The sequence below is a fragment of the Leisingera sp. ANG-M1 genome, from assembly GCF_000813745.1.
In the GTDB taxonomy this organism is placed as follows: domain Bacteria; phylum Pseudomonadota; class Alphaproteobacteria; order Rhodobacterales; family Rhodobacteraceae; genus Leisingera.
The window spans coordinates 162,754-186,027 of the sequence record NZ_JWLC01000010.1; the positions used below are offsets into that span (position 1 = coordinate 162,754).

Here is a 23,274-nt window from a genome sequence, read left to right on the forward strand (position 1 = left end):
TCTGGGTGTTGGAGGGGGCAGATGCGCAAGCTGTTGCTTGCTGTCACGAGTGTTTTGGTACTGGCCCTTCCAGCCTCAGCGCAGAAGGCGCCGGTTACGGCGGTGATCGACAGTCAGATCGCCGCTTTTTTGCGGGACGATTTCGAAACCGCCTTCACCCATGCCTCCCCCTCGATCCGCCGGATTTTTGAAACGCCCGAGCGCTTCGGCCAGATGGTGCGGCAGGGCTATCCGATGGTCTGGCGCCCGGCCGAGGTGCGTTATCTCGCCTTGCGCGACGTGGCTGGCAGCCTGTGGCAGCGGGTGATGATCACTGATGCAAATGGCGCTGTGCACCTCTTGGATTACCAAATGATTAAGCTGGAAAGCGGCTGGAAAATCAACGCGGTACAGCTTCTGACAGGGCAGGGTGAGAGCACCTGAAATGCCCCCTGCGTACGCCCCTCTCGGGCGATGTTAACGCGGCAAGTGTAGATCCTTTTCCCCGAACGCGACATGCGCAGCAGGAAAGGGTTTTCCATGAACAAGGCGATCACCGAAGGTTTGCAGCTGATGCCGCCCGCATTTGCGGACGGCCTGAACGTCTGGTCCAGCGGCGACGGCACCCCCGGCTCCGACACCTATGATGGCGCTGCGAATGCCGTCTTTGTCGCGGCGGATCCGGATTTTGGCGGCTGCCTGGAGCTGCAGAAGACCGAAAACACCCAGAAACTCCGTTTCATGGGGGAAACCCCGCTGCAGCCGGGCTGCTATCTGCAGATCAAGGCGCGCATCAAGGCGGTCAGCGGCGCGCTGCCTTCGGTGCGCATCGCAGGCTGGGCCGCGGCAAGCAACGGCAGCCATATCAGCGGCGTGGACGAAACGGCGCCGCAGGTGGCGCTGACAACCTATGGCGACGCAGTCGAGGTCACCGGCATCGTTGGCAGCGGCAGCCGCGGCGGTGTCGACATGCCCTGGGGGCGCACCGCGGCTTACGGCCATTTCGGCCTTGACCTGACCGGCGCCAACGGCGGCGTGGTGCGGATCGACGATATCGAGATCACCGACATTACCAGCGCCTTCCTGCGCGACATGCTGAGCCTGGTGGACGTGACCGACTATGGCGCCGTGGGCAACGGCAGCTTTGACTGCTCCGCGGCCTTTGAAGCGGCTGATGCCGCTGCCGATGGCCGCCGCATCCTGGTGCCCGCCGGCGAATTCTACCTGAACAGCACCGTGTCGCTGGGCAGCGAGGCCGTGTTTGAAGGCACTGTTTCGATGCCCGATGACGAAATGCTGCTGCTGACCAAGAACTTCGACTTTCCCTCTTACGCCGCCGCCTTCGGCAACGAGGAGCTGGCCTTCAAAAAGGCGTTCCAGGCCCTGATCAACAACGTGGACCATGAATCGCTGGACCTGAAGGGGCGCAAGGTCAGTGTAACCGGCCCGGTCGATATGCAGGCGGCGGTGCCGAACAAAAGCTCCTATGCCACCCGCCGGGTCATCCGCAACGGCCAGATCGAGGCAGCCTCCAGCGCCGCCTGGGACACCGATGTGGTGACCTCGCAGGCGACCTACAGCGCCTCGGATTCCAAAAAACTGACCAATGTCGCCAATATCGCCAACATTGCTGTCGGCGCGCTGGTCGAAGGCGCAGGCGTCGGCCGCGAGGTCTATGTGAAGTCCAAAAACACCGGCGCGGGCGAGCTGACCCTCAGCACCGCGCTCTATGATGCCGAAGGCACCCAGACCTTCACCTTCCGCGATTTTAAATACATGGTCGATTTCAGCGGCTTCAGCGCGCTCAGCAAATTCGGCCTCGAAGGCATCGAGTTCCAGTGCAACGGCCGCTGCAGCGCCGTGCGTCTGCCGCCGTCGGGATCGGTCAACAGTTTCGACAGCTGCTTCATCTCGCGGCCGCTGGACCGCGGCATCACCTCTATCGGCACCGGCTGCCAGGGCATCCTGATCGATAACTGCCAGTTCCTGTCCAACGAGGACCCGCTGGATGTCCCTGACCGTGTCAGCATCGGGCTGAACGTCAACAACAACGACGCCAAGCTGCGCAGCAACCGGGCCACGAGGTTCCGCCATTTCGCCATTCTGGGCGGCGGCAACAACACGGTGACCGGCAACCATTTCTTCCAGGGGGACAGCATCCCGGGCGGGGTGCGCACCGCGGGGCTGGTGCTGACCTCCAACAATTGCACCTCGACGGTGTCGGACAACTACGTCGACAATTGCTTCATCGAATGGACCAACGAGCGCGACCCCAGCCCGGACAACACCGGCGGCTTTTCGTTCAGCGCCCTGTCCATCAACGCCAATGTGTTTCTGTCAGGCGATGTCGCCAACTGGTTCAGCTACATCGTTGTGAAGCCCTATGGCAGCGGCCATTACCTGAACGGGGTGTCGGTTACCGGCAACAAGTTCCGCTCCCTGAACGGCAGCATCGACCGGGCCGAGCGGGTCGATACCAGTTTTGCGGACCTGGATTTCACCCGCTCCAAGAACGTGGTTTTCACCGGCAATATGTACCACAACATCACCACCCATGCCGCCAACCCGCTGCGGGTGCGGCACGATCAGAACTCGGCGTCAACATCGTGGAGCGTTGATGCGGACGGGCAGCTGCCGTTCCAGGGCTATGCCCGCTATGTCGACAGCGTGATCCCGATGGGCCCCCTGCGGACCAGCGGCAACAGCACCCGCTACATCACGCCGTATACCGAGGTGCTGCAAGGCTCTGCCAATGATGAGATCCATCTGCGCTGGGGCGAGGCGGTCAAGGGCGAGGTACAGGTGATCCTGCGCATGGACAGCTGACCCAAAGCCGGTCAGCCCTGCGGATGCAAGTCCGCTGGGCCCAGGTGAAACGCTTTGCCGAAGCCGCCGTTCAGATGCGCCGCCGTAATGCGGAAGCGGACAAAACTGAAGTCGGCAAACTGAATGTAGAGCTTGGCCTTGGGGTGGCTGCGCAGGTAATGCGCAGCCAGTTCCGCATGCCCGGGGGCGCCGTGCGTCAGGAAGCCGGCCTGGCAGACCAGGCTAAGGCGCGGATGGGTCAGCGGATCGCCTTTGGCGCCAGGCTCCCCCACCAGCAGCGAGCAGGCCGGGCGCTGCCGCATCGCCTGGGTATGCAGCGCCAGGTCCGAGACCAGGCTGACCGGCGCGCCTTGCGGATCCAGCCCGAACGCGACCCGCGTGACCAGCGGGCTGCCGTCTTCGGCCAGCACGCCAAGCGCGGCAAAGCGCGCCTCGGCCATCAGGCTTTGCGCCAGGCGGCGGGCGCCGTCATCGGCGGGGCGGATCGGATCGGCCATGCATGCCTCAGGTATTTGCAGCGGAGTTCAGAACCTCTGCCACAAGCTCAGCTTCAAGCCAAGGCTGCGCTGCTGCGCCCGGCGGTGCTCCAGCCCCAGGACCAGCTCCTGCCGGGGGCTGAGCGCATAGCGCAGGGACGGGGTGACCGCATAAGAGAGCTCACCGCTTTCCGGCCGCGAGGTTTCAATCTGCAGCATCGGGGCAAATTTGCCAGGCCGCCGCAGGCCCAGGGTGGCATCGAGTTTCCAGATACCGTCCTCGCCGCCGTTGCGCAGCTCATAGGCGGCATCAATGGCCAGCCAGCCGCTGCCGTTGCGGGTGCGGAAACTGCGCCCGAAGGAGAGAGCAGTCTTCTGCATCACCTGCCAGCTGCCTTGGAAGTGATTGCCGCCGATCCCCGCCTCAGCCGCCAGCCTGTTGCGCCCCGCGTGCCACAGCGGCAGGCGGGCAAACAGCAGCGCATGGCCGGAGACATCCGCATTCTGGTTCAGATCGACCCCGAGAGTGAGTTTCGGTGCAAGCCCGTAAGCCCCGTAATAGCCCAGTTCATGCGCTCCCTTGCCATCGCTTTGGCGGTAGGTCGCGCTTGCGGAAGCAAACCCGCGGCCCGGTTTCTCAGGCCATGCGCCGCCGGCCGCCGGCTGGGCCAGCGCCAGGGCAAGACAGGCGGCAAAGGCAGATTTCATTCCGATGGCTCTAACAGACTGCGGCAAGAGTCCCGGCTTATGGTTAAGGTTGTGTTAAATGGTCCCGGCGGTTCAAATGCGTGCGGCGGTGAAAAAAGGTCGTGCGCTTCTGGCGCAAACGGGCGTAGGCTGGGGGAAGTCAACGGAGGAGCCAATGCCAACAATAGCAAAAACCGCTGATATCCAGACCGTTATCACCACATTCGAGATGACGCCCGGGACCTGCCAGGATCTGCTGGAGGCGCTGCAGGACGCCTATTCCGATTTCATTTCGAAACAGCCCGGCTTTATTGCGGCCGGCCTGCATGTGAATGACGCCCAGACCCGCATCGCCAATTACTCGCAATGGCGCCGCCGCGAGGATTTCATGGCCATGCTGCGCAGCCCCGAGATGCGCGAACGCAACCGCAAGATCAACGAGCTGTGCCGCAGCTTCGAGCCGGTGATGTATGACGTGGCGGAGGTTTTTGGCTCGTAACCTCCTGCACCGGCACTGAAAAGCTGTCCTGCCTTGACCCCGGTCAAGGCGGGGTTCCGGCGGCATAGCTACTCTCGAAGCGTCAGTAACCCAAGGAGACTAGCCATGTATCACAATATTCTGGTGCCAATTTCCTTTGACCCGGAGCGGGATGTTAACGGGCCGCTCAAAGTAGCACGGCTGCTGTCTGCGCCGGGCGCCAAGGTGACGCTGCTGCATGTGATAGAGCAGGTGCCGGCCTATGCAATCTCTTACATTCCGGCCGATTTCATGGAGGACACGCGCAGCGCGCTGCAGGCCGAGCTCGACGGGCTGGCGCAGACCCTGCCCAATGCCGAAGGCGCTTTGGTCGAAGGCCATTCCGGCCGCACCATCCTGGATTGGGCAGAGCAGAACCAGCCGGATCTGATCATCCTGGCCTCGCACCGGCCATCAATGCAGGATCTGCTGTGGGGGTCGACCTCAGGCCACGTGGTGCGCCACGCCGCCTGTGCCGTGCATGTGGTGCGCTGACGCGGCGGGCCGTCAGGCCGGGACCGCCTTTTTCAGCAGCTGCCAGGCCAGCCGGATCGCGGCGCCGGGCAGCATCGCAGAGCGCAGCAGGATCTTGTTGGAGTTCACCGCTTCGGCAATGCGGGCATATTGCACTTGCTTGGCGGCCGGTGAGCGCAGCAGAATGGTTTCCGCCTGGCGCATTGCCTGCTCGGTCTGCCGCTTGATCTGCGGCACCGCGGCGGGTTTGACTGCGCGGTAGACGTTCAGACCCAGCCGCACGTTCTTCTGGGACGGGTCCAGGTTCTTCTTGACGGCTTTGGTCAGCGTATCCTCGACCAGCGTCAGCGCCTGAGAGGCCTCGGCATAGGCCTGATTGCTGTCCAGTTTCTGCCGGGCCAGCTTGTAGGTGTGGCGGAAACAGTCGAACTTGAAGTTCCGGGGCAGCCGTCCGCAGCGGTCGAAGCCGCGGGTCAGGATGTTGACAACCGATCGGGTGACCGAAGCGCTGAGCGCGTTGCTCTGGCCGCCGCCCTGGGCGCTGCCGCCGCCGCCGCCACCACCGCCTTCCCCGGCCCGCGCATGGGCGGGCGCGGCGGCGAGGATCAGGGCCAGAAGCCCGGCTTGCAAGGTTTTGCTGCTCATATGTGCCTCCTTGGGTTTGCAGCAAGCTTACCATGGGTCAGCTGCCTGGAAACGGGCGGAATCCCGCAAATCCTGCATTTTTACGGCTGCCTTGCCTTGCAGCCTGCCCCAAGGCTGCCCAGTTGAGTGGCGTGAGTTGTGACAGGAGATGCAAATGCAGTGCCCGATTGATGGAACCCAGCTGGTGATGAGCGACCGCGCGGGGGTCGAAATCGACTATTGCCCGAAGTGCCGCGGCGTGTGGCTGGACCGGGGCGAGCTGGACAAGATTATCGAGCGATCAGCACAGCCTGCACAGGCGGCACCGCAGCCGCAGCAGCGCTATGAGGAGCGCAGCCGGGAGTATGACCGGCATGACGAGCGGAAATACGACAAGAAGTACTACAAGAAGAAAAAGAAGAACTTCCTGGAAGATCTGTTCGATTTCTGACCGGCAATAGGCGCCGCCCCGGTCAAACGGGGGCGGCAGGCCGGTGCTGGTGCCGGTGTCAGTGAACCGTGCAGAAGGAGCCGTGTTTGGCGTCCTGCATCAGCTGATCGAAGTGGCGGCCCTTCATCTCGATGAGGGTCTTGTGGTCGCCGGCTTCGAACCAGACCTTGTCGAGCCCGGTCAGGCTGTCGTCGATCACCGTGGGCACATGGTAGGCTGCGCCGACGCAAGGCGCCGCGCCGGGGTCGCAATCGTCGAAGACCTGGTTCAGCTCATATTCCGGCGCCAGCCCGAGGCGGCGGTTCATCATCGACTGCAGCGCGTGCAGGTCGACATGGTGGTTGGACGGGATCACCGCCAGCACCGGGCCTTCTTCCATGTGAATAAGCACCGATTTGGCCAGATGGTCGCCCGGCACATGGGCGCTTTCGGCGCATTCAGCCGCGGTGGCGGTATAGGGATGGCGGACGGTGCCGAAGGGCAGGCCCTGTGCCTCGAGATGATGTTTCAGGCGTGAGGCGATCATCGTTGGGTCCTCCTGTTCAGGGTGGGACCCCCCGGCCGCTGGTGGCTCAGGTCCTTGGCGCCGCGGATGTGTCTTGGGTCACTGGAGGTGCGGCGTCTTCAGCACTGGGCGCAGCAAGCGGCAAGCCGGGGCGCCCCGTAGTTTCTGGTGCCCTCCAGTGTGGGGCAGGAGGGGTGAGTCGGGCAAGAGGGGCGGGGCAGCGGGTGCTGTAGGGTGTAAAGGAAAAGGGGTTTCGCTGCGAAACACTATTTGTTAACAGGGGGTTACTTGATTTTTGGTAGTTTTGCGGAGCCAATTGCACGGCTTTGCCGTGCATCGCGCCCGACCCGCCCCCCCCAGGGCGGGCGCGAACGCCCACCCTCGGGATCGGGCGCTGGGTTGTTGAGAAAGTTGGATTTCCCACCTACAACAACGGGCAACCTAACGCCCTCTATTTCTTGACCAAAAAGCAGCGCAGGCATTTGCCTCCAAGTCTTGTGCAGCCTTAAGGAACAAATGAGCTTGCGCATTCTTGCCGTTTTACTTTCATTTTTCGCAGCTTCTGCGAGTGCGGAAAGCAACGAAACTATAGCGCTGCGTGGTGCTCTAGCCGCGATGGGGTATTCTGAAATCATTCTTCATCATTGCAAGCTGACTTTTTCCCGAACTGCTGAGCCAACCCAGGAAAACAACGAACTCACTGGCTACAAACGCACTCTGCATATCGAAACCTTGCAAGATATCGCTGAGGAGCCAGTCAGGCTCAAAAAACAAAAGAGCCTAAAGTTCCATATTTTGGATTTGAAGTTCCGCGGTTCCTATTCACCGCAACTTGATCAGATCCAGCGGGCCAGACGGTTCATAAGGAAACGGTTCCCAAACTCAAACTGGCCGTATGATTTTCCCCATTTTCAGGGGGAATTCACACCCGAGATCGAGTTGGAGCTCAAACGGGAGTATCCTGAAATTTGGTCTATGAACAGGACAGTTGAGTACACCAGATATGGCAAAGCCACTCGCCCGGAGATGAGCTTTGAGTTGACCTACAGTTCCGCGGAACCGCTAGAGAAATTTCGGGACAGCTTGAGGGCATATTCAAATGGGAAAAGATGCCCTCTCCTGAAAGCAGGCGAAGAACTCTAACTAAGCCAAGTCTTAGTCAGACAGGTAGGCTATGCTAATTGCCATTCTACTTCACGAAAACTTCTTCTGCGACTTTCCCCGGTAGGCCCGTGTCCCGGCCTTGCCGGCTGTTGACCGCCCCCGCGATTTGACGGCAGCCTCGGAGGCCGCCTCCACCGCAGACTGCCGCGCCAGCGGGTCGTCTGATATGGCCAGATCCACTGCCTCCAGACGTTTGACCTCGTCGCGCAGGCGGGCGGCTTCTTCGAATTCGAGGTTCTCCGCCGCCTTGCGCATCTCGTCGCGCAGGCCGTTCAGATGTGCCTCCAGGTTGGCGCCGTGCATCGGTTTGTCCACCGTGGCGGTGACGCGGTTCATGTCGACGTCGCCCTCGTAGAGGCCGGCCAGAACGTCCTCGACGTTTTTCTTCACCGTCTCAGGCGTGATGCCGTGTTCGAGGTTGTAGGCGATCTGTTTTTCGCGGCGGCGGTTGGTTTCCCCCAGGGCGCGTTCCATCGAGCCGGTGATCTTGTCGGCATACATGATGACGCGGCCGTCGGCGTTGCGGGCGGCGCGGCCGATGGTCTGGATCAGCGAGGTTTCGGAGCGCAGGAAGCCCTCCTTGTCGGCGTCCAGAATAGCGACCAGGCCGCATTCGGGGATGTCGAGGCCCTCGCGCAGGAGGTTGATGCCAATGAGCACGTCGAAGGCGCCAAGGCGCAGGTCGCGCAGGATCTCGATGCGCTCCAGCGTGTCGATGTCGGAGTGCATGTAGCGGACTTTGATGCCCTGTTCGTGCAGGTATTCGGTGAGGTCCTCGGCCATGCGTTTGGTCAGCGTGGTGACCAGGGTGCGGAAGCCGTTGGCGGTGACCTTGCGGACCTCGTCCAGCAGATCGTCCACCTGCATGTCGACGGGGCGGATTTCGACCTCGGGGTCGAGGAGGCCGGTGGGGCGGATCACCTGTTCGGTGAAGACGCCGCCGGATTGCTCCATCTCCCAGCCTGCAGGCGTGGCGGAGACAAAGACCGATTGCGGGCGCATGGCGTCCCATTCCTCGAACTTGAGGGGCCGGTTGTCCATGCAGGAGGGCAGGCGGAAGCCGTGTTCGGCCAGGGTGAATTTGCGCCGGTGGTCGCCGCGGTACATGCCGCCGATCTGGGGGACGGAGACGTGGCTTTCATCGGCGAAGACAATGGCGTTGTCGGGGATGAATTCAAACAGGGTGGGGGGCGGCTCGCCCGGGGCGCGGCCGGTGAGGTAGCGGGAGTAGTTCTCAATCCCGTTGCAGTGGCCGGTAGCCTCAAGCATTTCGAGGTCGAAGTTGGTGCGCTGCTCCAGCCGCTGCGCCTCCAAGAGTTTGCCGTCGCCGACGAGGCCCTCGAGCCGCTGTTTCAGTTCCTGTTTGATCGAGACAACGGCCTGGTTGAGGGTGGGTTTCGGCGTCACGTAGTGGGAGTTCGCATAGACGCGGATCTGCTCGAAGGTGCCGGTCTTTTCGCCGGTCAGCGGGTCGAATTCGGTGATCGCCTCCAGCTCCTCGCCGAAGAAGGAGAGCTTCCAGGCGCGGTCTTCGAGGTGGGCGGGGAAGATTTCCAGGGTGTCGCCGCGGACCCGGAAGGAGCCGCGCTGGAAGGCCTGGTCGTTGCGCTTGTACTGCTGGGCGACCAGATCGGCCATGATCTGGCGCTGGTCGTACATTTCGCCGGCCTTCAGATCCTGGGTCATCGCCGAGTAGGTTTCGACCGAGCCGATGCCGTAGATGCAGGAGACAGATGCAATGATGATTACGTCGTCGCGTTCGAGCAAGGCGCGGGTGGCCGAGTGGCGCATCCGGTCGATCTGCTCGTTGATCTGGCTTTCCTTCTCGATATAGGTGTCGGAGCGCGGCACATAGGCCTCGGGCTGGTAGTAGTCGTAGAAGGAGACGAAGTATTCGACTGAGTTCTCCGGGAAGAACCCTTTGAATTCGCCGTACAATTGCGCTGCCAGCGTCTTGTTGGGGGCAAGGATGATGGCGGGGCGCTGGGTCGCCTCGATCACCTTGGCCATGGTGAAGGTCTTGCCGGTGCCGGTGGCACCCAAGAGCACCTGGTTGCGCTCGCCGTCCAGGACGCCCTGCGACAGTTCCTCGATCGCCACCGGCTGATCGCCGGCCGGGTCAAAGGTGGTGTTCATGACAAAGCGCTTGCCGCCTTCCAGCTTGGGCCGCTGCTGCGGTGCCCGCTGGGTCATCATCGGCATGGACTTGTCTGAATGGGCATAGGGCATCTGGGCGACTCCTTGGAACGGCGCTGATTTTGGTCTGTTTTTGTTCTTGTTCAAGGGGCATTCGGCGCCGTGGCGGGCAAATGCCTGTGGCAGCAGCGCAAAACGCAAGAAATGCGCGGCATTTGCCACCTTGCCGCAGCGGCGCATCCGGCGCATAAATGCGCAAGTTTGAGACTCATCAGGAGACTGCCCATGCAAGCGCGGATTTACCGGCCAGCCCGCAACGCCATGACCTCTGGCATGGCGAAGACGCGGAAATGGGTTCTGGAATACGCGCCCGCCTCAGCCCGCGAAGTGGACCCGCTGATGGGCTGGACCTCGTCCGGCGACACCCAGGCCCAGGTCAAGCTGCGTTTTGACAGCAAGGAAGCGGCGCTGGAATACGCCAAGGACCACGGCATCGAGGCCCAGGTGGTTGAGCCTAAGGTGCGCAAGGCAAACATCCGCGCCGGCGGCTATGGCGAGAACTTTGCCACCAACCGCCGCGGCCCCTGGACCCACTGAGTCCGTTGTAAATCTTCCACGAGTTCCCACCGTTTCGGCACGAGTTCTCACCAGGATCTACGTATAGGGCGCCCAGCGGGCGCCTTTGCTATTTCTGGGTTAGAGCATCGTGGCGGAAGCCGAATGCATTGCGGAAACAGAGAGAACGGGCTTCTTCGTTTTGCTGTGCATGCATATTCGGGGGCTGCGTAGACGATTGCCAGGCAATGTATTGTCAGATGGCGAGGAAGACTATGATGCAGCTTGGTGCCACTCTTGCGGTAGCTTCAGTGGCGGAGGCTGAAGCAGGTGATTAGCCCCAGGCGCTTTTCCTAAGGGCAGGGGGCGGCCCAATCCTGCCTTTCGACTAGCATCTTCATCGCCGCGGTGCGGCCCGTCGAAGCCGCCGTTTGTGCATGCTGCAGCATTTCCGTCAAACAAATGATCGCGGCCGGTACAATTCGGACCTTCGCTGAATGTGCATCACAATCGGAGCCGAACGGCGGCTATGCCCCGCCACTGAATGGAGCAGCGTCTATTCCTTCTGACCTAAGGGCTTCACGGATCCGTTGGGCACTTACCTCAGCGGAGGCCGTATCACCGTGCAGGCAAATGGTGTCGATACGAGTGGCTATCCTGGTTCCATCCGTAGTGATGATTGCACCTGCTTTGAGCATTCGGACCACGCACTGCGAAATTTCACCGGCGTCGTGAATAACAGCGCCAGGTTCGCTTCGGCTGACCAAGGACCCATCCGGATTATAGGCCCGGTCGGCGAAAACCTCGCAAGCGCTCTTGCAGCCAAGTTCCTCGGCCGCAGCCTGTTGTTCGGTGGCAGCCATAGCGACAACGATGATGTCCGGTGCAACCGATAAGGCAGCTTCATAGCAGGCCGTCGCAACGTTCCGCTCCTTGGCAGCCTGGTTGGCCAAGGCGCCGTGCAGCTTGAGATGCTGGACTTCCGCCCCGCATGCCCGCGCCATCGCTTGCGCCGCGCCTAGCTGGTAACGCACCATGTTGCCGAGGCTTTCCAATGGGATGGACATCTGGCGCCGGCCGAAGCCCTGCAGATCAGGAAAACCCGGGTGGGCTCCGATCCCGACGCCTCTGTCATGGGCCGCCGCGATGGTACGCGCCATTACATCGGGATCGCCCGCATGGAAACCGCAAGCGATATTAACCGAAGTCACCGACTCCAGCAGGGCGAAGTCGTTGCCCATTTGCCAGGCGCCGAAGCTCTCGCCCATATCCGCATTCAGGTCGACGGTTTTGATCATTGGTGTTCTCTCTCCAAGTCATCTCCGGAAGTTGCGCCGCTGATCAACTGGTAGGACAGTAGATCAAACATGGTCCGCGGGTCCCGCAGTAGTGGCCGTAGAGATCTTCCAATTTCCAGGCGGCGCTCCTGCTCCAGGTGCACTATCTCAACCGCCTCCTCCATCGTAACGAACTGGAAACGGAACGCAGTGCCGGGGCGCCCTTGCGCCACCAGCGGCAGGTCCGCGGGCAGCACCGAACCGATCCGGGGGTAGCCGCCGATGGTCTGGCACTCGCTGAGCAGCACAAAAGGCGCACCGTCGCCGGTGATCTGGATGTCGCCGGGCACGATCACTTCCGACACCACCTTCAGCCCGTCACCGGGTTTCAGCGCAGCGGTATCTGAGGTCAGGCGCACCCCCATCCGGTTGCCCCGCAGGTCGCGGCGGAAGCTGCTGTTTTCAAAGGCCGCTATCTGCGCCGGGCTGAACAGGCCGGTTTGCGGCCCCGCCACCGCCCGCAGGGTGCCGCCATCGAACCTTGGCGCCGGATCCAGGCGCTGACCGGTGCCGCGCAGGCCTTCGTCCGCGCCGATCGGCAGGCAGGCCCCCGGCTGCAGCGCGCCGCCAAGGCCCGCGCCCAGATGCGCCGAACGGGCGCCGAGCTGCGGTTCGGTTGCAATGCCGCCGCCCAGATGCAGGTAGCCGTAACAGCCGGCCTCGCAGCCGCCGATCTTCAGCCTGGCCCCGCGCGGCAGCAGGTGGCTGGCGTTCCAGACCAGCGGGGCGCCGTCCAGGCTGGCCTGCATCACCGCGCCGGTGAGGGCGATACGCATGTCTTCGGAGGCCTCGAACTCGCCGCCTGCGCCGGCCATCTCCAGCGCGGCGGTTCCGGCATCCTGCCCCAGCAGGGCGGCGCCCTCTGCCAGCGCCAGCCGGTCGGCGGCGCCGCCGCGGGACAGGCCGCCGGCGAGATGGCCGGGACGGCCAAGGTCTTGCACCGTGACACCGGGCCCGGCGCGTTTCACCGTCAGGGTTCTGGTCATCGGATCACCTCCGCGCGGGCCCCGCCGCCTGGATCAGATTGCATCCTCGCAAGCGTTTCCGCGCCGACGGGCTCGAACTGCAGCTCGTCGCCGGGCCGCAGCACGAAGGGGTCATCCGAGTCCGGGCGGAACAGTTGGAAACAGGTCTGGCCGACATGCCGCCAGCCAGTGGGCGCGGGCACCGGGAACAGCACCAGCTGCCGGATTGCCACCGCCAAGGCTCCCGCCGGGACCTGGCTGGTCAGCTGGCTCTGGCGCGGAATGTCCCAGGCCGGCGGCAGCTCTCCCAGGTAGGGCTGGCCGGGGGCGAAGCCGATGGTCTGCACCCGCACCCTCGTCTGCGTCAGCGAGGCAACGGCGTCCTCAGGCGTTAGCCCTGCCGCTTGGGCTGCCTCCTCCAGCTGCGGTGCCAGTTCCGTTCCGAACACCGCAGGCACCCGCCACAGCCTGCGGCCTTGCGGCAGCGGCACCTCAAACCAGTTTTCGCGGGCGAGGAGATGCTGCAGTTTCGACTGGATCTCTGCATGGCTGGCTCCGCGCGGATCGAACCGCAAGTAGGCGGATACGAGCGAGGTTGAAGTTTCTTCCACTCCGCGCCAGCTTTCCTGCTCCAGCGCATGGCGGAACGCCAGCGCCGCCCGGTTCGCCGGTTCGCTCAACCGGTCTGCGAAGGTCACAAGGAACCCGTCAGTGCCAAGCGCACTGATCCTGGGCCATTCAGTCGCGAAGGCCATCGTTCAATTCCTTCTTTGGGTTAGTAGAACAAGCCGGGCAGCCACAGCGCGAGCCCGGGGAAGGCCAGCAGCAGGCCCAGCATGACGAACATGGTCAGCACGAAAGGCAGCGCGCCTTTCATCACGTCCATCATCGGCCCGGACTTGCGCAGCCCCTGCACCACATAAAGGTTGATGCCGATCGGCGGGGTGATCAGGGCGGTTTCCAGCAGCACCATCAGCAGGATTCCGAACCACACCGGATCAAAGCCAAGCGCCACAACGATGGGCGTCACCAGCGGCGCCATGGTCAGGAGCATCGACAGCGTCTCCATGAAGCAGCCAATCAGAACCAGAATGGCCACGATCATCAGCATGGTCTGCATCGGCCCCCAGCCAAGGCCGGTGACAAAGTCGGTCAGCGCCTGGGTGAGACCGATGATCGACAAGACGAAGTTCAGGAACACCGCCGCGATGATGATCAGCATGATCATGGCAGTGGTGCGCATGGTGCCCTCGATGGCCTCGCGCATCATTCGGATCGAGAACTTCCCATTGAAGGCGGCCAGCGCCATTGCAGCTACTACGCCGAGGGCTGCGGCTTCGGTTGGAGTGGCAATGCCTGCATAAATCGAGCCGACAACCACTAGGAAGATCCCCAGCGGCGGCACCAGAGCCGGCAGCGCCCGCATACGTTCTCCCCAGGTGTAGCTGAGTTTCTCGCCGCCCCAGCCGGGGCGCAGCAGGCAGGCTGCTACCACGGTCAGGATGAACAGCGCCGCGAGCAGGAAGCCGGGCAGGAAGCCCGCCAGATACAGCTCGGGCACCGAGGTGTTGGTCAAGAGGCCATATAGGATCAGGTTGATCGACGGCGGGATTAGGATTCCCAGAGTGCCGCCGGCCGCAATGGTGCCCAGGAACAGCGGCTCGTTATAGCCGCGCTTCCGGATCTGCGGGATCGCCACGGTGCCAATGGTCGCCGCGGTCGCCACCGAGGAGCCGGAGGTTGCGGCAAACAGTGCCGAGGAGCCCACATTGGAGTGCATCAGCCCGCCGGGCAGCCAGCCCAGCCATTTGACGATGCCGTCATACATCTTCTCGGTGATGCCCGCCCGCAGCAGGATCTCGCCCAGCATGACGAACATCGGGATCGCCACCAGCAGGAAGTCGGTGCTGGTCTGCCAGGCCATGTCGGAGATGGCGCGATGCAGCGGCATCGGGCTGTCGGTCCACTGCAGGATCAGGCCCAGCCAGCCCAGGGAAGCGGCGATCGGCACGGCCAGCCCGATCAGGGCCAGCAGGATAAGGAGTGTCTTCAGCAGCATGGGTCAGACGCTTTCGTCTTCGATTTGTTCATCAATGGATTTCACCCCGATCAGGTCCTGCACGCCGGCCTGGTCGCCCTTGGCCAGCCGCCTAAGCGCAACCAGGCCGATCAGGACGCCGGAGGCGACAAACAGCAGCCAGCCCAGCAGCCAGGGGATTTGCGGTAATGCCAGCGGCACCCGCAGGGGGGTGATCGAGCGGGAGCCATGCTGAACTGAATCCGCAACCATGCTCCAGACCATCACCGCAACGATGCCGGCAAAGCCGATCAGCAGCGCCAGCCCGAGCATGTTGATCAGAGGGTGCAGTTTGCGGGGCAGGATGCCCATCAGCGCATCAACCCGGATATGGGCGCGCTCGAACAGGGCAAAGCTGAAGGCAAAGGCGGTGGCGACCCCAAAGGCATAGCCGGAAATCTCGTCGGCGCCGCCGAGGGAGATGTTGAAAATCTTGCGCAGCAGCACTTCCAGCGTCACCAGGAACGCGGACAGCACAATCAGGGTTCCGCCGGCCCAGGTCAGCCACAGGCTCAGCTTCCGGGTGCGGGTCAAAAGGGACTCAAGCATGGTCTTGCCTTTCGGATGCAATAAGGGCGGCCAGATGGATCAGGCCGCCCTTCGTGTAAGTGATCAGTTGGCCTTGGCGGTCATGCCCAGGACCTTGCCAACGGTGTTGTTCCAGTTCTCGGCGCAGTCTTCGCCGCAACGCTCGGCCCAGCGGGCCAGCACCACATCAGCGGCGATCTTGTCGCGGATGGCGAGGTCCTCGGCCGAGGGCTCCACCAGCTTCATGCCGCCCTTCTCGCCGATGGCACAGTCGCCGCCGGTGATGCAGGAGATCGCAATGCCGTCCTCGGTGGCGGTCTCGGCCCACATGCGTTCGTTCAGCGCGGCAATCTCGGACTGCATCAGCGCCTGCTGATCCGGCGACAGCGAATTCCACTTGTCCATGTTCATGGCGCCAAAGGCGAGGCCCCAGCCGACCCGCAGGGTATAGGCGTGGGTGGCCACCTGCTGCCAGTTGGCGGTATAGGCAGACATGGTGCCGGTGATGCCGCAATCCACCACGCCCTTTTCCAGCGCCGGGATAACTTCCGAGAAGGGCACAGTGACCGAGGTGCCCCCTGCGCCTTCGACAAAGTCGCCCAAGGTGGTTGCGTAGACGCGGATTTTCTTGCCCTTCAGATCCTGGATCCCGTTCACCTCGGCGTTGCACCACAGGGTCTGGCTGGGGAACGGATACAGCATCAAAAGCTTGGCGTTGTAGTATTTGGCAAAAGCCTCCTCCAGCGTCGGGAAATAGGCATCTGCCACCTTGCGCTGGGTCTCGATGTCCTGGGTGACCGAGCTGAGGTCGGCGCCTTCGAAAATGGCGTTCTCAGCCGCCACATAGCCCGGCAGGCCAAAGGCGAAGTCGAAAACGCCGTTCTTGACCAGGCGCATGATCTCAAAGCCCTTGAGGCCCAGGCCGGACTGCGACTGGATCTCGCCGACAATCTGTCCGCCCGAGGCTTCGGCCAGGCGTTCGTTGAAGAAGGGGCCTTCGTGTTTCTGATAGTTGGTGAGGCTGGACCAGGTGCCCACAGCCTTGAGCACAACCGGGTTGTCGGCCAGTGCCGCGCCTGCGCTCAGCGCCAGTGCGGCGGTCAATGCGGTCAGTGTCTTCATGTCTCTCTCCCTGAAGCTGTCATGTCCGGTAATCGGGAACTTCGGCGCTTTCGCTGACGTCGGTGATCAGCATATGGCCGGGTTTGTGGGTGATGCACAGCGGCAGCGCCGCGGTCTCGATGGCAGCCTGGGGGGTGACGCCGCAGGCCCAGAACACCGGGGTCTCGTCTGCCCCGACCGGCGCCGCGTCGCCCCAGTCGGGGCGGGTCAGATCCTGGATGCCGATCTCCGCCGGATCGCCCCAATGCACCGGCGCGCCGTGCGCCAGCGGGAAGCGGCGCGAAACCTCGGCCGCCTGCCCGACCCGCTCGCGCGGCAAGGCGCGCATGCTGACGACCATCTTGCCGCTGAAGGGGCCGGAGGGGGTGGTGTCGATCCCGGTCCGGAACATCGGCACGGTCTTGTTGTTCTCCACATGCCACAGCGGCAGCCCGGCGCGCTGCAAGGCGTGCTCGAAGGTAAAGGAGCAGCCGAGCGCAAAAGCCACGAAATCACCCTGCCACAGGTCCTGGATGTCCGTGACGGTCTCCGCCAGCTTGCCGTCGCGGTAGACGTTGTAGGCCGGCACATCGGTGCGGATGTCGATGTCCTGGCCCAGCGTCGCCATCATCGGGCTGCCGGTGTCGGACACCCCCGTCAGCGGGCAGGGCTTGGGGTTGCGCTGGCAGTAGCGCATGAAGTCCAGCGCGTATTTCTCCGGCATGATCGCCAAGTTGGCCTGCAGAAAACCGCTGCCCAGCCCGGCTGTATGGCCCTGATACTGCCCGGTCCGGATGGCCGTGCGCACCTCGGCTGCACTGATGGTTGTCAGGTCCTGATAGGTGATGGTCACTGGCTTCCCTCCGCTTGGCAAAAGGGTCACAAGAAACGCCTATAAGATCAAATCGAATGTTTTTTGCAGTTTTGATCAGAGATTTTTATCGGGCAAAAAAGACCTCTGCGACGTCCCGCGCCAAATGGGCGGCGGTTTCGGTGACATGGCTTTTGGGTTCACCCAAGTAGGACGCAGTAAAGCGCAGCGGGCTTGGCACCCAGCCGGGGTCGAACTCGATAATCCGGCCTGCGGCAACCAGCTCCTCGCCCAGAACCCGGGGCAGCACGGCAACGCCGAGATCCGCTTCGACCAACCGGAAACAGGCCGAAAGCGAGGAAGACGGAAACAGCGAAACCTCAGGCCCGACCCGCTCGAACAGCATTTCCTTCAGCTCTCGATGCGGCCGCGTGTGACGCGCATAGGTCAGAACAGGGCGCGACAGATAGGAAGCTGGATCCTGCTCTGTGCGGCCCTTGGCGGCCGCATACCAGGCCAGCGGAAATCCTGGCAAGTCTATGTTATTGACAGAGTAATCCGACACCGGCCCTAGCAGCACCGCCAGATCGATCTCCCGGGCCATCAGCCCTGCCCGCAAGTTGACCGAAATATCCACGTTGAACTCGATCTCAAGCTTGGGGAAACGCTCATGCAGCGCCGACACAAGCTCTGGCAGCCAGCATTGGGCAATAGTCTCGGAAACGCCGAGGCGCAGCCGCCCTTCGATGCCGTCCGGGTCGACGACATCCTTTTCCACGAGTTCCGACAGCTGTTCGAATTTCTCGGCATGCGCCACCAGAAGCTCGCCGCGTTTGGTCAGCTTCATACCGCCCGAGGTCCGTTCAAACAGTTCGCAGGACAGCGAGTCCTCAAGGTTCTTTATCCGGGCGGTCACGGCAGGCTGGGTTAAGTTCAGTGCATTGGCAGCCCGGCGGACACCACCCAGCCGGACCACGTTTAGAAAGGTCTTAAGTTGTTCAAAGTTGATTCTCACCATTTCCGATTAGTCGCATGAAGCTGCTATGAATGCACCGGAGCTGCAGCCTTCCGGTCCGAAATTACTGCCTGCAGAACATGAGGAGCCGAGGCCAATTCCTTTTGGCTGTTACTTGCCGTGGCAGCCAAACGAGGGGCAGACCTCATGATCAACTGTCAACGGTTTATGGATGCTATTCATCGCTGCGACTGCACAAACTTTGCATTTCTGTAGGTCCGGTCTTTCAATCCCGAGATCACCCCCTGCAGGTTAGCCATCAAGTTTCGAACGCCGTGCCAAGTCATCGGGTGCAGAGGCAAACAGCGCTACAACAAGTGGACCTTCGGCAATTTTCGAGTGCTGGAAGGCTGAGGTCAGCCGTGTCAAACGCGGCTGTCTGTTTCGGGGAGCAATCAACAAATGGCGTGACCATCTCTTGAGGCTTGGCCGGCCCGTAGGGGACATCCATCCGCTCTGTTGACGCCGCGGTTCAGCTTCCGCATTGCCGCCATTTGTTGAAGGAGGAGCATTTAGTCCGGAAAGGACGGCAGCGAAGGGCGTTTGCCGCCGCCGCGAATGGCAAACCCCGGAACCAGCACTTCATCTCCTCCCGGTATGACGGGCACGATCCCGCGGCGCATCGCAGCGACACGGCGGTTCATCCAGTGGCGGATCAGGTTGCGGTACAGAAATCCGCGCAGGCCGGTAAGGTCTTGCTGATGAACCGCATAGAAATCATCAGGGGCGTCGAACACACCCAAGTCATTGTTGATACCTGTTTTCTGGATGTAAGTGTTCTCCTCCCGCCACTCTACTTCCGGAGACTGGAGGCAGTCGGTGCCTGCTCCGTATGCACACAGGGAACTGCGGCCCGGAAATGCTTTTTGCAGCGCCGAAAGAACCTGCTGGTCAAGAATGAACCCCTCCAGATCGATCCATCGCCCTTCAAACTCCACTTCCACCCAGGAATGAAGGATATTCTGCGGAGCAATCCAGTAGAACAATTCGGGCACAACACCCCGTTGCAGGCTTTTGTCGATGGTGAACCCATGCAGGCGGCAGGGCACGTCCAGCGCACGCAAAAGCGCCATCAGCAAGGTTGCCTTAGTGTTGCATTGGCCGAACCCGTCTTTCAGGACATCAGACGCCCGCCGGGTGTCGTCCACGTTGTAGCCGAACTTGATTTCGTTGCGCACGAAATCGTAGGCGGCCCCGATACGCTCGCTGACGGACAGGGAGTGCCAGCCGCGTTCTTCGATAAGTGAATGGATCGCAGGGCTTTTGAAATCCAGCATTGCGGTTTCGGCAAGGTAGTTGAGTTGGGACATATCGAATCGCTTCCGTTTAGGTCCCATCCTACATAAAACCTCTAGAGACTAGAGGTTCAAGACATCAACTCATGCTTTTTTGCCAAGTTTCAGCAGTCGATAGACAATGTCTCAGATAACTGTCTCTCCAGGACAGGTTAGGCGCCCTGGCATCTTCTGCTTGCCAAACATCAGAAAATTTTGACCTGTGTCCCGACCTTGGCCAGATTGAACAATTCAGCGATATGCTCGTTGTATAACCCGATGCATCCGTTCGAAGACTGTCGGCCGATCTTACGTGTGTCTCCGGTTCCGTGGACCCGGTAGTATTGCCACGAAAGATAAAGGGCATGGGTGCCCAGCGGATTGTCCGGACCAGGCCCAACGTAGTCCGGCCACTCCGGGTTGCGCTTTTTCATAGAAGGGGTCGGCCGCCAGCTTGGCCCTTCGACCTTGCGGATAATCCGTGTGTATCCGCGTTTGGTCAATTCCTCACTCATCGGGACGCTGGACGGGTACACCTTGTAGGTAGCCTCGTCTTCTGACCAAAACTGAACCGCGCGTGAGTTGATATCACAGAGGATTACGCCATTTTTCAGCGTTTCAAAGTGGTCCTGCCAGGCAGGTGTGCGGAATGCCGAAATGTTACGCCTGACTGGTTCTTGCGGGTCAGGGAGCGGAAAGGTCTGAGCTGCTCCCGGGCCTGCCAGAGCACTCAGTGCAGCTGTTGCCGCTGTCATGAAGGATCGCCGGTGAAAATCTGAAGCCATGGTTCTGCCCGTGCTGTTTTAAGTCCGGCGTTTCGTACGGCCTCTAGTCCCTATAGGTTCAACAGAAAGAATCTTCACAAACTCGCGAGGACCCTTTGCGCGGATGTTTCCGGCCTGCCGTAGAGCAGGAAAACAAATTGCTTAGAGTGCAAAGACTGCGCCTTTAATCCAAGCGGCAAAAAATCCGAAAATCCTCTATTGACCCTCTAGCTGCTAGAGGTCCTATCTGCCTGCTTGGTGTCGGAATGGGATCAAGCAGACATGACGGGATACAAGATTGGCCTCTTTATCCTTTGGGGATTGGCGGCAGTTTCAGTGGCAGCAATTGTGGGTTTTGTGCTGCCGAAGTATCAAGCAGGCAGGTCAGTTTCAGAGGCCGAAGGCGGTTTCCGCCCTGCCTTTGAGCTTACTGATCACACGGGGTCAGTGCGCACGAGCACCGAGTTTGAAGGGCGGTGGAAGCTTGTTTTCTTTGGCTTCACCAACTGTCCGGATATCTGCCCGACGGGACTGTCAACTATCAGCGAAGCCATGGACGGTCTTGGAAGCAAGGCAGAAGATGTGCAGCCGCTTTTCATCACTGTGGACCCTGCCCGCGACACACCTGAGACAGTTGCCGACTACCTTGAGTACTTTCATCCGTCGGTCATCGGCCTGACCGGCAATGAAACGCAGATCTCTGCCGCATCAAAGGCGTTCAAGGTGTTCTACCAGCGCCAAGAGGATCCCAACGCGCCTGATGGTTACACGATGGGGCATAGCTCGGCGATCCTGCTGTTTCGGCCAGACGGGTATTTCGAACGGACTTTTGCTTTCGACGCATCCAGCGACGAAATCCTGCTGGATCTGGAGCAACGGCTGTGAAACCCGGCCTCAGTCTCTACCTTGCGTGGCTGCTGGCGCTGGCCGCATCGCTTGCGGTGCTGTTTATCGGCGAGGTGCTTGGTCAGACCCCCTGCGTTCTGTGCTGGTTTCAGCGCGCCTTCATGTTCCCGCTGGCCTTGGTGCTAGGAATTGCCGCCTGGGCGAACGACAAGGGCGTCTGGAAGTACGGCTTGGCATTGGCCGGTGGCGGCAGCGCTGTCGCCCTGTGGCATATGGCGCTGTATTCCGGGCTGATCCCGGAAAAGATCCGGCCCTGCTCGGCCAGCGGACCATCCTGCACGGATGCAAATATGGATGTGCTTGGGTTGCCAATCCCGCTGCTCTCGCTGGCTGCATTCCTCGCCATCACTCTTCTAATGTTCAAAACCCGTCAGGAGGATCTGACATGAAACGCAGGACATTGTTCTTTGCACCGCTCTTTCTGGGACTTACCGGATTCGGCGCAGCCGGCTGGTATGTGAAATCCAGCCAGTCCAAGGCAGAAGGACCATCTGAGCTGCCTGCCTCAGAAGTGCTGATACGCAGCTACTCGCCGGTTCTGGGCAACCCGGAAGCTCCGGTAACAATCGTCGAATTCTTTGACCCGGCCTGCGAGGCGTGCCGTGCCTTTCATCCGCTGGTGAAGCAAACCCTTGCCCGCTATGCAGACCGGGTGCGCGTGGTCCTGCGCTATACTCCGTTCCATGGTGAAGGGTCGGAACGCGCAATTGCCGCTCTTGAAGCAGCGCGGATGCAAGGGGTTTTTGAACCCGTTCTGAACGCCCTTCTTGCACGCCAGCCAGAATGGGCTGCACATGGACAACTCAAACCGGATTTGATCCCACTGATCGCCGCAGAGGCCGGATTGGACCTGGAAAAGGCACGCGATCAGATGCGCGCGCCTCAAGTGATCGCCGTCATCAATCAAGATCGCGCTGACGTTGAAGCGGTTGGCGTAGACCAGACGCCGACGTTTTTCGTGAACGGCGCACCACTGCCAGAGTTCGGCGCCGAGCCTTTCATGCAGATGGTCGATAAGGCCGTTGCAGATCTTTCCAATGGCGCTTGATATGAAAACTGTTCTTATCGCTTCGGTCCTTGGGCTGTTCAGCGTCCTGCCGCTGATGGCTGAGCAAGCAAGTCAGGTAACCGTGACAGAACCCTGGGCACGCGCCAGTATTGGCAGCCGCCCTGCCGCCGTATACTTGGCGCTGACCAACACCAGCCAAGCACCGGCAACGCTGACGGGCCTCAAGGCGGATGCTGCAGGCCATGCGTCTATCCACCGGACTTCAACCGATGCCAACGGCGTTAGTTCCATGGCGCCAGTGGGCGAGATCATCCTTGCACCTGGCGAAAGCATCAAACTGGAACCGGGCGGGTTGCATGGCATGCTAATGCAAATGAACGCTCCCCTGAAGAAGGGCACCAGCGTGGATGTAACTCTGGTCTTCTCAGATGGTACTGAGCAGCCAGTGGAATTTCCTGTATTGGGTATTGCAGCCAAAGGCCCTGAGGGTTGATGCGGATACTAAGCTATCTGGGCGCAGGGGTTGCGGCGGCAGTCTTTATGCTGGCCGTCGGATGGTGGCGCAGCGTGCAGACTTCGCCGCCGGATCTGCCCTTGCGCCTGGGTCAAATGGCGTTTGAAATGACAGATCACCGCGGCAACAGGGTGACGCCGCAAGACCTGCTGGGCAGCCCGGCAATGCTGTTCCTGGGCTACACCTATTGCCCTGATGTCTGCCCGACAACGCTGAGTGACATCACAGACTGGCTGGAAGCGCTGGGAGACACCGCGCGGGATATGCGTGTGGTGTTTATCACGGTGGATCCCAGCCGGGACACGCCGGAGGCCATGGCCGAATATGTGTCCTATTTCGATCCGCGGGTTGAAGGATGGTCGGGAACAAAGGGCAATCTTGACCGCGCCGTTGCAGCACTGCGCGCACGCTACGAGCGTGTCGGAGACGATCTCGAAGAATACGCCATGAACCATACCGCCAACGTGTTTCTGTTTCGCTCCGATGGCAGCTATGCGACGTCCATCGATTATCACGAACCGCGCGAATTTGCGCTTCCAAAGGTTCGTCGCGCACTCAACGAACCGATGAAGTAACTCC

Annotated in this window: 27 protein-coding genes; 12 read left to right on the forward strand and 15 right to left on the reverse strand. The window is 61.4% G+C overall.

Annotation, left to right across the window (positions count from 1 at the left end; translation table 11 throughout):
- Positions 1–21 precede the first annotated feature (21 nt).
- The gene (locus RA19_RS09570) at positions 22–423 is read left to right on the forward strand and encodes a DUF4864 domain-containing protein (protein ID WP_039161991.1); all 402 of its coding nucleotides are present in this window, start codon (positions 22–24) and stop codon (positions 421–423) included.
- A gap of 96 nt (positions 424–519) precedes the next feature.
- Entirely contained in the window at positions 520–2,805 is a 2,286-nt protein-coding gene (locus tag RA19_RS09575) for a hypothetical protein (RefSeq protein ID WP_039161993.1), read from the forward strand.
- A gap of 11 nt (positions 2,806–2,816) precedes the next feature.
- Here the strand turns inward: RA19_RS09575 and RA19_RS09580 are convergent, their stop codons facing one another.
- Both RA19_RS09580 and RA19_RS09585 read right to left on the reverse strand, forming a co-directional pair.
- The gene (locus RA19_RS09580; RefSeq protein ID WP_039161995.1) at positions 2,817–3,302 is read right to left on the reverse strand and encodes a HugZ family pyridoxamine 5'-phosphate oxidase; all 486 of its coding nucleotides are present in this window, start codon (positions 3,300–3,302) and stop codon (positions 2,817–2,819) included.
- A 27-nt stretch (positions 3,303–3,329) separates the two neighbouring features.
- Entirely contained in the window at positions 3,330–3,989 is a 660-nt protein-coding gene (locus RA19_RS09585) for a hypothetical protein (protein WP_052261727.1), read from the reverse strand.
- 154 nt (positions 3,990–4,143) lie between these two features.
- On the opposite strand from RA19_RS09585, the gene RA19_RS09590 reads away from it, so the two are divergent.
- Together RA19_RS09590 and RA19_RS09595 are read left to right on the forward strand one after the other, a co-directional pair.
- Positions 4,144–4,467 carry an antibiotic biosynthesis monooxygenase family protein gene (locus tag RA19_RS09590; RefSeq protein WP_039161997.1) on the forward strand — a complete coding sequence of 108 codons (324 nt, stop codon included), beginning with the start codon at positions 4,144–4,146 and terminating at the stop codon, positions 4,465–4,467.
- Between the two features lie 105 nt (positions 4,468–4,572).
- Complete coding sequence (locus RA19_RS09595) at positions 4,573–4,980, forward strand: universal stress protein (protein WP_039161998.1); 408 nt, start codon at positions 4,573–4,575, stop codon at positions 4,978–4,980.
- A gap of 12 nt (positions 4,981–4,992) precedes the next feature.
- Here the strand turns inward: RA19_RS09595 and RA19_RS09600 are convergent, their stop codons facing one another.
- On the reverse strand, positions 4,993–5,604 hold the full coding sequence (locus RA19_RS09600) for a hypothetical protein (protein ID WP_039162000.1): 612 nt from the start codon (positions 5,602–5,604) through the stop codon (positions 4,993–4,995).
- Positions 5,605–5,758: 154 nt separating this feature from the next.
- Between RA19_RS09600 and RA19_RS09605 the strand changes: the two genes are divergently transcribed.
- Positions 5,759–6,034 carry a TFIIB-type zinc ribbon-containing protein gene (locus RA19_RS09605; protein ID WP_039162001.1) on the forward strand — a complete coding sequence of 92 codons (276 nt, stop codon included), beginning with the start codon at positions 5,759–5,761 and terminating at the stop codon, positions 6,032–6,034.
- A gap of 58 nt (positions 6,035–6,092) precedes the next feature.
- On the opposite strand, the gene RA19_RS09610 is transcribed toward RA19_RS09605, so the two are convergent.
- Positions 6,093–6,560, reverse strand: coding sequence for an aminoacyl-tRNA deacylase (locus tag RA19_RS09610; RefSeq protein WP_039162003.1), 468 nt, complete (start codon positions 6,558–6,560; stop codon positions 6,093–6,095).
- A 495-nt stretch (positions 6,561–7,055) separates the two neighbouring features.
- Here RA19_RS09610 and RA19_RS09615 point away from each other — a divergent pair, with 495 nt between their 5' ends.
- Entirely contained in the window at positions 7,056–7,682 is a 627-nt protein-coding gene (locus RA19_RS09615; protein WP_039162005.1) for a hypothetical protein, read from the forward strand.
- A gap of 51 nt (positions 7,683–7,733) precedes the next feature.
- Here the strand turns inward: RA19_RS09615 and uvrB are convergent, their stop codons facing one another.
- Positions 7,734–9,932 (reverse strand): excinuclease ABC subunit UvrB, encoded by a 2,199-nt coding sequence (uvrB, locus tag RA19_RS09620; RefSeq protein ID WP_039162076.1) that lies wholly within the window; start codon positions 9,930–9,932, stop codon positions 7,734–7,736.
- A 192-nt stretch (positions 9,933–10,124) separates the two neighbouring features.
- Between uvrB and RA19_RS09625 the strand changes: the two genes are divergently transcribed.
- Complete coding sequence (locus RA19_RS09625; RefSeq protein WP_039162007.1) at positions 10,125–10,436, forward strand: ETC complex I subunit; 312 nt, start codon at positions 10,125–10,127, stop codon at positions 10,434–10,436.
- A gap of 485 nt (positions 10,437–10,921) precedes the next feature.
- Here the strand turns inward: RA19_RS09625 and RA19_RS09630 are convergent, their stop codons facing one another.
- From RA19_RS09630 to RA19_RS09675, 10 genes are all read right to left on the reverse strand, one after another.
- The gene (locus RA19_RS09630; protein WP_039162010.1) at positions 10,922–11,692 is read right to left on the reverse strand and encodes a LamB/YcsF family protein; all 771 of its coding nucleotides are present in this window, start codon (positions 11,690–11,692) and stop codon (positions 10,922–10,924) included.
- A complete protein-coding gene (locus RA19_RS09635; protein ID WP_039162012.1) occupies positions 11,689–12,717 on the reverse strand; it encodes a 5-oxoprolinase subunit C family protein in 1,029 nt (342 codons plus the stop codon). Before RA19_RS09635 ends, RA19_RS09630 begins: the two co-directional genes overlap by 4 nt.
- Positions 12,714–13,451 (reverse strand): 5-oxoprolinase subunit B family protein, encoded by a 738-nt coding sequence (locus RA19_RS09640; RefSeq protein ID WP_039162014.1) that lies wholly within the window; start codon positions 13,449–13,451, stop codon positions 12,714–12,716. Before RA19_RS09640 ends, RA19_RS09635 begins: the two co-directional genes overlap by 4 nt.
- 20 nt (positions 13,452–13,471) lie before the next feature.
- Positions 13,472–14,755 (reverse strand): TRAP transporter large permease, encoded by a 1,284-nt coding sequence (locus tag RA19_RS09645; RefSeq protein ID WP_039162016.1) that lies wholly within the window; start codon positions 14,753–14,755, stop codon positions 13,472–13,474.
- Positions 14,756–14,758: 3 nt separating this feature from the next.
- Positions 14,759–15,322: a TRAP transporter small permease subunit gene (locus RA19_RS09650; protein WP_052261728.1), complete on the reverse strand. Its 564-nt coding sequence runs from the start codon at positions 15,320–15,322 to the stop codon at positions 14,759–14,761.
- Positions 15,323–15,385: 63 nt separating this feature from the next.
- A complete protein-coding gene (locus tag RA19_RS09655) occupies positions 15,386–16,423 on the reverse strand; it encodes a TRAP transporter substrate-binding protein (protein ID WP_039162017.1) in 1,038 nt (345 codons plus the stop codon).
- Between the two features lie 19 nt (positions 16,424–16,442).
- The gene (locus RA19_RS09660) at positions 16,443–17,255 is read right to left on the reverse strand and encodes a putative hydro-lyase (protein WP_039162018.1); all 813 of its coding nucleotides are present in this window, start codon (positions 17,253–17,255) and stop codon (positions 16,443–16,445) included.
- Positions 17,256–17,340: 85 nt separating this feature from the next.
- Positions 17,341–18,231: a LysR family transcriptional regulator gene (locus RA19_RS09665; RefSeq protein ID WP_052261729.1), complete on the reverse strand. Its 891-nt coding sequence runs from the start codon at positions 18,229–18,231 to the stop codon at positions 17,341–17,343.
- Between the two features lie 509 nt (positions 18,232–18,740).
- The gene (locus tag RA19_RS09670) at positions 18,741–19,538 is read right to left on the reverse strand and encodes a transglutaminase-like domain-containing protein (protein WP_052261730.1); all 798 of its coding nucleotides are present in this window, start codon (positions 19,536–19,538) and stop codon (positions 18,741–18,743) included.
- Between the two features lie 170 nt (positions 19,539–19,708).
- The gene (locus tag RA19_RS09675; protein ID WP_241479044.1) at positions 19,709–20,257 is read right to left on the reverse strand and encodes a L,D-transpeptidase; all 549 of its coding nucleotides are present in this window, start codon (positions 20,255–20,257) and stop codon (positions 19,709–19,711) included.
- Between the two features lie 291 nt (positions 20,258–20,548).
- On the opposite strand from RA19_RS09675, the gene RA19_RS09680 reads away from it, so the two are divergent.
- Genes RA19_RS09680 through RA19_RS09700 form a run of 5 tightly spaced genes read left to right on the forward strand, consistent with a single transcriptional unit; the run spans position 20,549 to position 23,270 of the window.
- Entirely contained in the window at positions 20,549–21,151 is a 603-nt protein-coding gene (locus tag RA19_RS09680) for an SCO family protein (RefSeq protein WP_152615726.1), read from the forward strand.
- On the forward strand, positions 21,148–21,561 hold the full coding sequence (locus tag RA19_RS09685; RefSeq protein WP_039162022.1) for a disulfide bond formation protein B: 414 nt from the start codon (positions 21,148–21,150) through the stop codon (positions 21,559–21,561). The genes RA19_RS09680 and RA19_RS09685 overlap by 4 nt, the downstream gene beginning before the upstream one ends.
- Complete coding sequence (locus RA19_RS09690; RefSeq protein WP_039162023.1) at positions 21,558–22,220, forward strand: DsbA family protein; 663 nt, start codon at positions 21,558–21,560, stop codon at positions 22,218–22,220. Before RA19_RS09685 ends, RA19_RS09690 begins: the two co-directional genes overlap by 4 nt.
- Positions 22,210–22,674 (forward strand): copper chaperone PCu(A)C, encoded by a 465-nt coding sequence (locus RA19_RS09695; RefSeq protein WP_241479045.1) that lies wholly within the window; start codon positions 22,210–22,212, stop codon positions 22,672–22,674. Before RA19_RS09690 ends, RA19_RS09695 begins: the two co-directional genes overlap by 11 nt.
- On the forward strand, positions 22,674–23,270 hold the full coding sequence (locus RA19_RS09700; RefSeq protein ID WP_039162025.1) for an SCO family protein: 597 nt from the start codon (positions 22,674–22,676) through the stop codon (positions 23,268–23,270). Before RA19_RS09695 ends, RA19_RS09700 begins: the two co-directional genes overlap by 1 nt.
- The last annotated feature ends 4 nt before the right edge of the window (positions 23,271–23,274 follow it).

Bases quoted from the DNA above. Each gene is read 5' to 3' on its own strand.
- RA19_RS09570 (WP_039161991.1), top strand. From the start codon at position 22: ATGCGCAAGCTGTTGCTTGCTGTCACGAGTGTTTTGGTACTGGCCCTT.
- RA19_RS09575 (WP_039161993.1), top strand. From the start codon at position 520: ATGAACAAGGCGATCACCGAAGGTTTGCAGCTGATGCCGCCCGCATTT.
- RA19_RS09580 (WP_039161995.1), bottom strand. From the start codon at position 3,302: ATGGCCGATCCGATCCGCCCCGCCGATGACGGCGCCCGCCGCCTGGCG.
- RA19_RS09585 (WP_052261727.1), bottom strand. From the start codon at position 3,989: ATGAAATCTGCCTTTGCCGCCTGTCTTGCCCTGGCGCTGGCCCAGCCG.
- RA19_RS09590 (WP_039161997.1), top strand. From the start codon at position 4,144: ATGCCAACAATAGCAAAAACCGCTGATATCCAGACCGTTATCACCACA.
- RA19_RS09595 (WP_039161998.1), top strand. From the start codon at position 4,573: ATGTATCACAATATTCTGGTGCCAATTTCCTTTGACCCGGAGCGGGAT.
- RA19_RS09600 (WP_039162000.1), bottom strand. From the start codon at position 5,604: ATGAGCAGCAAAACCTTGCAAGCCGGGCTTCTGGCCCTGATCCTCGCC.
- RA19_RS09605 (WP_039162001.1), top strand. From the start codon at position 5,759: ATGCAGTGCCCGATTGATGGAACCCAGCTGGTGATGAGCGACCGCGCG.
- RA19_RS09610 (WP_039162003.1), bottom strand. From the start codon at position 6,560: ATGATCGCCTCACGCCTGAAACATCATCTCGAGGCACAGGGCCTGCCC.
- RA19_RS09615 (WP_039162005.1), top strand. From the start codon at position 7,056: ATGAGCTTGCGCATTCTTGCCGTTTTACTTTCATTTTTCGCAGCTTCT.
- uvrB (WP_039162076.1), bottom strand. From the start codon at position 9,932: ATGCCCTATGCCCATTCAGACAAGTCCATGCCGATGATGACCCAGCGG.
- RA19_RS09625 (WP_039162007.1), top strand. From the start codon at position 10,125: ATGCAAGCGCGGATTTACCGGCCAGCCCGCAACGCCATGACCTCTGGC.
- RA19_RS09630 (WP_039162010.1), bottom strand. From the start codon at position 11,692: ATGATCAAAACCGTCGACCTGAATGCGGATATGGGCGAGAGCTTCGGC.
- RA19_RS09635 (WP_039162012.1), bottom strand. From the start codon at position 12,717: ATGACCAGAACCCTGACGGTGAAACGCGCCGGGCCCGGTGTCACGGTG.
- RA19_RS09640 (WP_039162014.1), bottom strand. From the start codon at position 13,451: ATGGCCTTCGCGACTGAATGGCCCAGGATCAGTGCGCTTGGCACTGAC.
- RA19_RS09645 (WP_039162016.1), bottom strand. From the start codon at position 14,755: ATGCTGCTGAAGACACTCCTTATCCTGCTGGCCCTGATCGGGCTGGCC.
- RA19_RS09650 (WP_052261728.1), bottom strand. From the start codon at position 15,322: ATGCTTGAGTCCCTTTTGACCCGCACCCGGAAGCTGAGCCTGTGGCTG.
- RA19_RS09655 (WP_039162017.1), bottom strand. From the start codon at position 16,423: ATGAAGACACTGACCGCATTGACCGCCGCACTGGCGCTGAGCGCAGGC.
- RA19_RS09665 (WP_052261729.1), bottom strand. From the start codon at position 18,231: ATGGTGAGAATCAACTTTGAACAACTTAAGACCTTTCTAAACGTGGTC.
- RA19_RS09670 (WP_052261730.1), bottom strand. From the start codon at position 19,538: ATGTCCCAACTCAACTACCTTGCCGAAACCGCAATGCTGGATTTCAAA.
- RA19_RS09675 (WP_241479044.1), bottom strand. From the start codon at position 20,257: ATGACAGCGGCAACAGCTGCACTGAGTGCTCTGGCAGGCCCGGGAGCA.
- RA19_RS09680 (WP_152615726.1), top strand. From the start codon at position 20,549: ATGACGGGATACAAGATTGGCCTCTTTATCCTTTGGGGATTGGCGGCA.
- RA19_RS09690 (WP_039162023.1), top strand. From the start codon at position 21,558: ATGAAACGCAGGACATTGTTCTTTGCACCGCTCTTTCTGGGACTTACC.
- RA19_RS09695 (WP_241479045.1), top strand. From the start codon at position 22,210: ATGGCGCTTGATATGAAAACTGTTCTTATCGCTTCGGTCCTTGGGCTG.
- RA19_RS09700 (WP_039162025.1), top strand. From the start codon at position 22,674: ATGCGGATACTAAGCTATCTGGGCGCAGGGGTTGCGGCGGCAGTCTTT.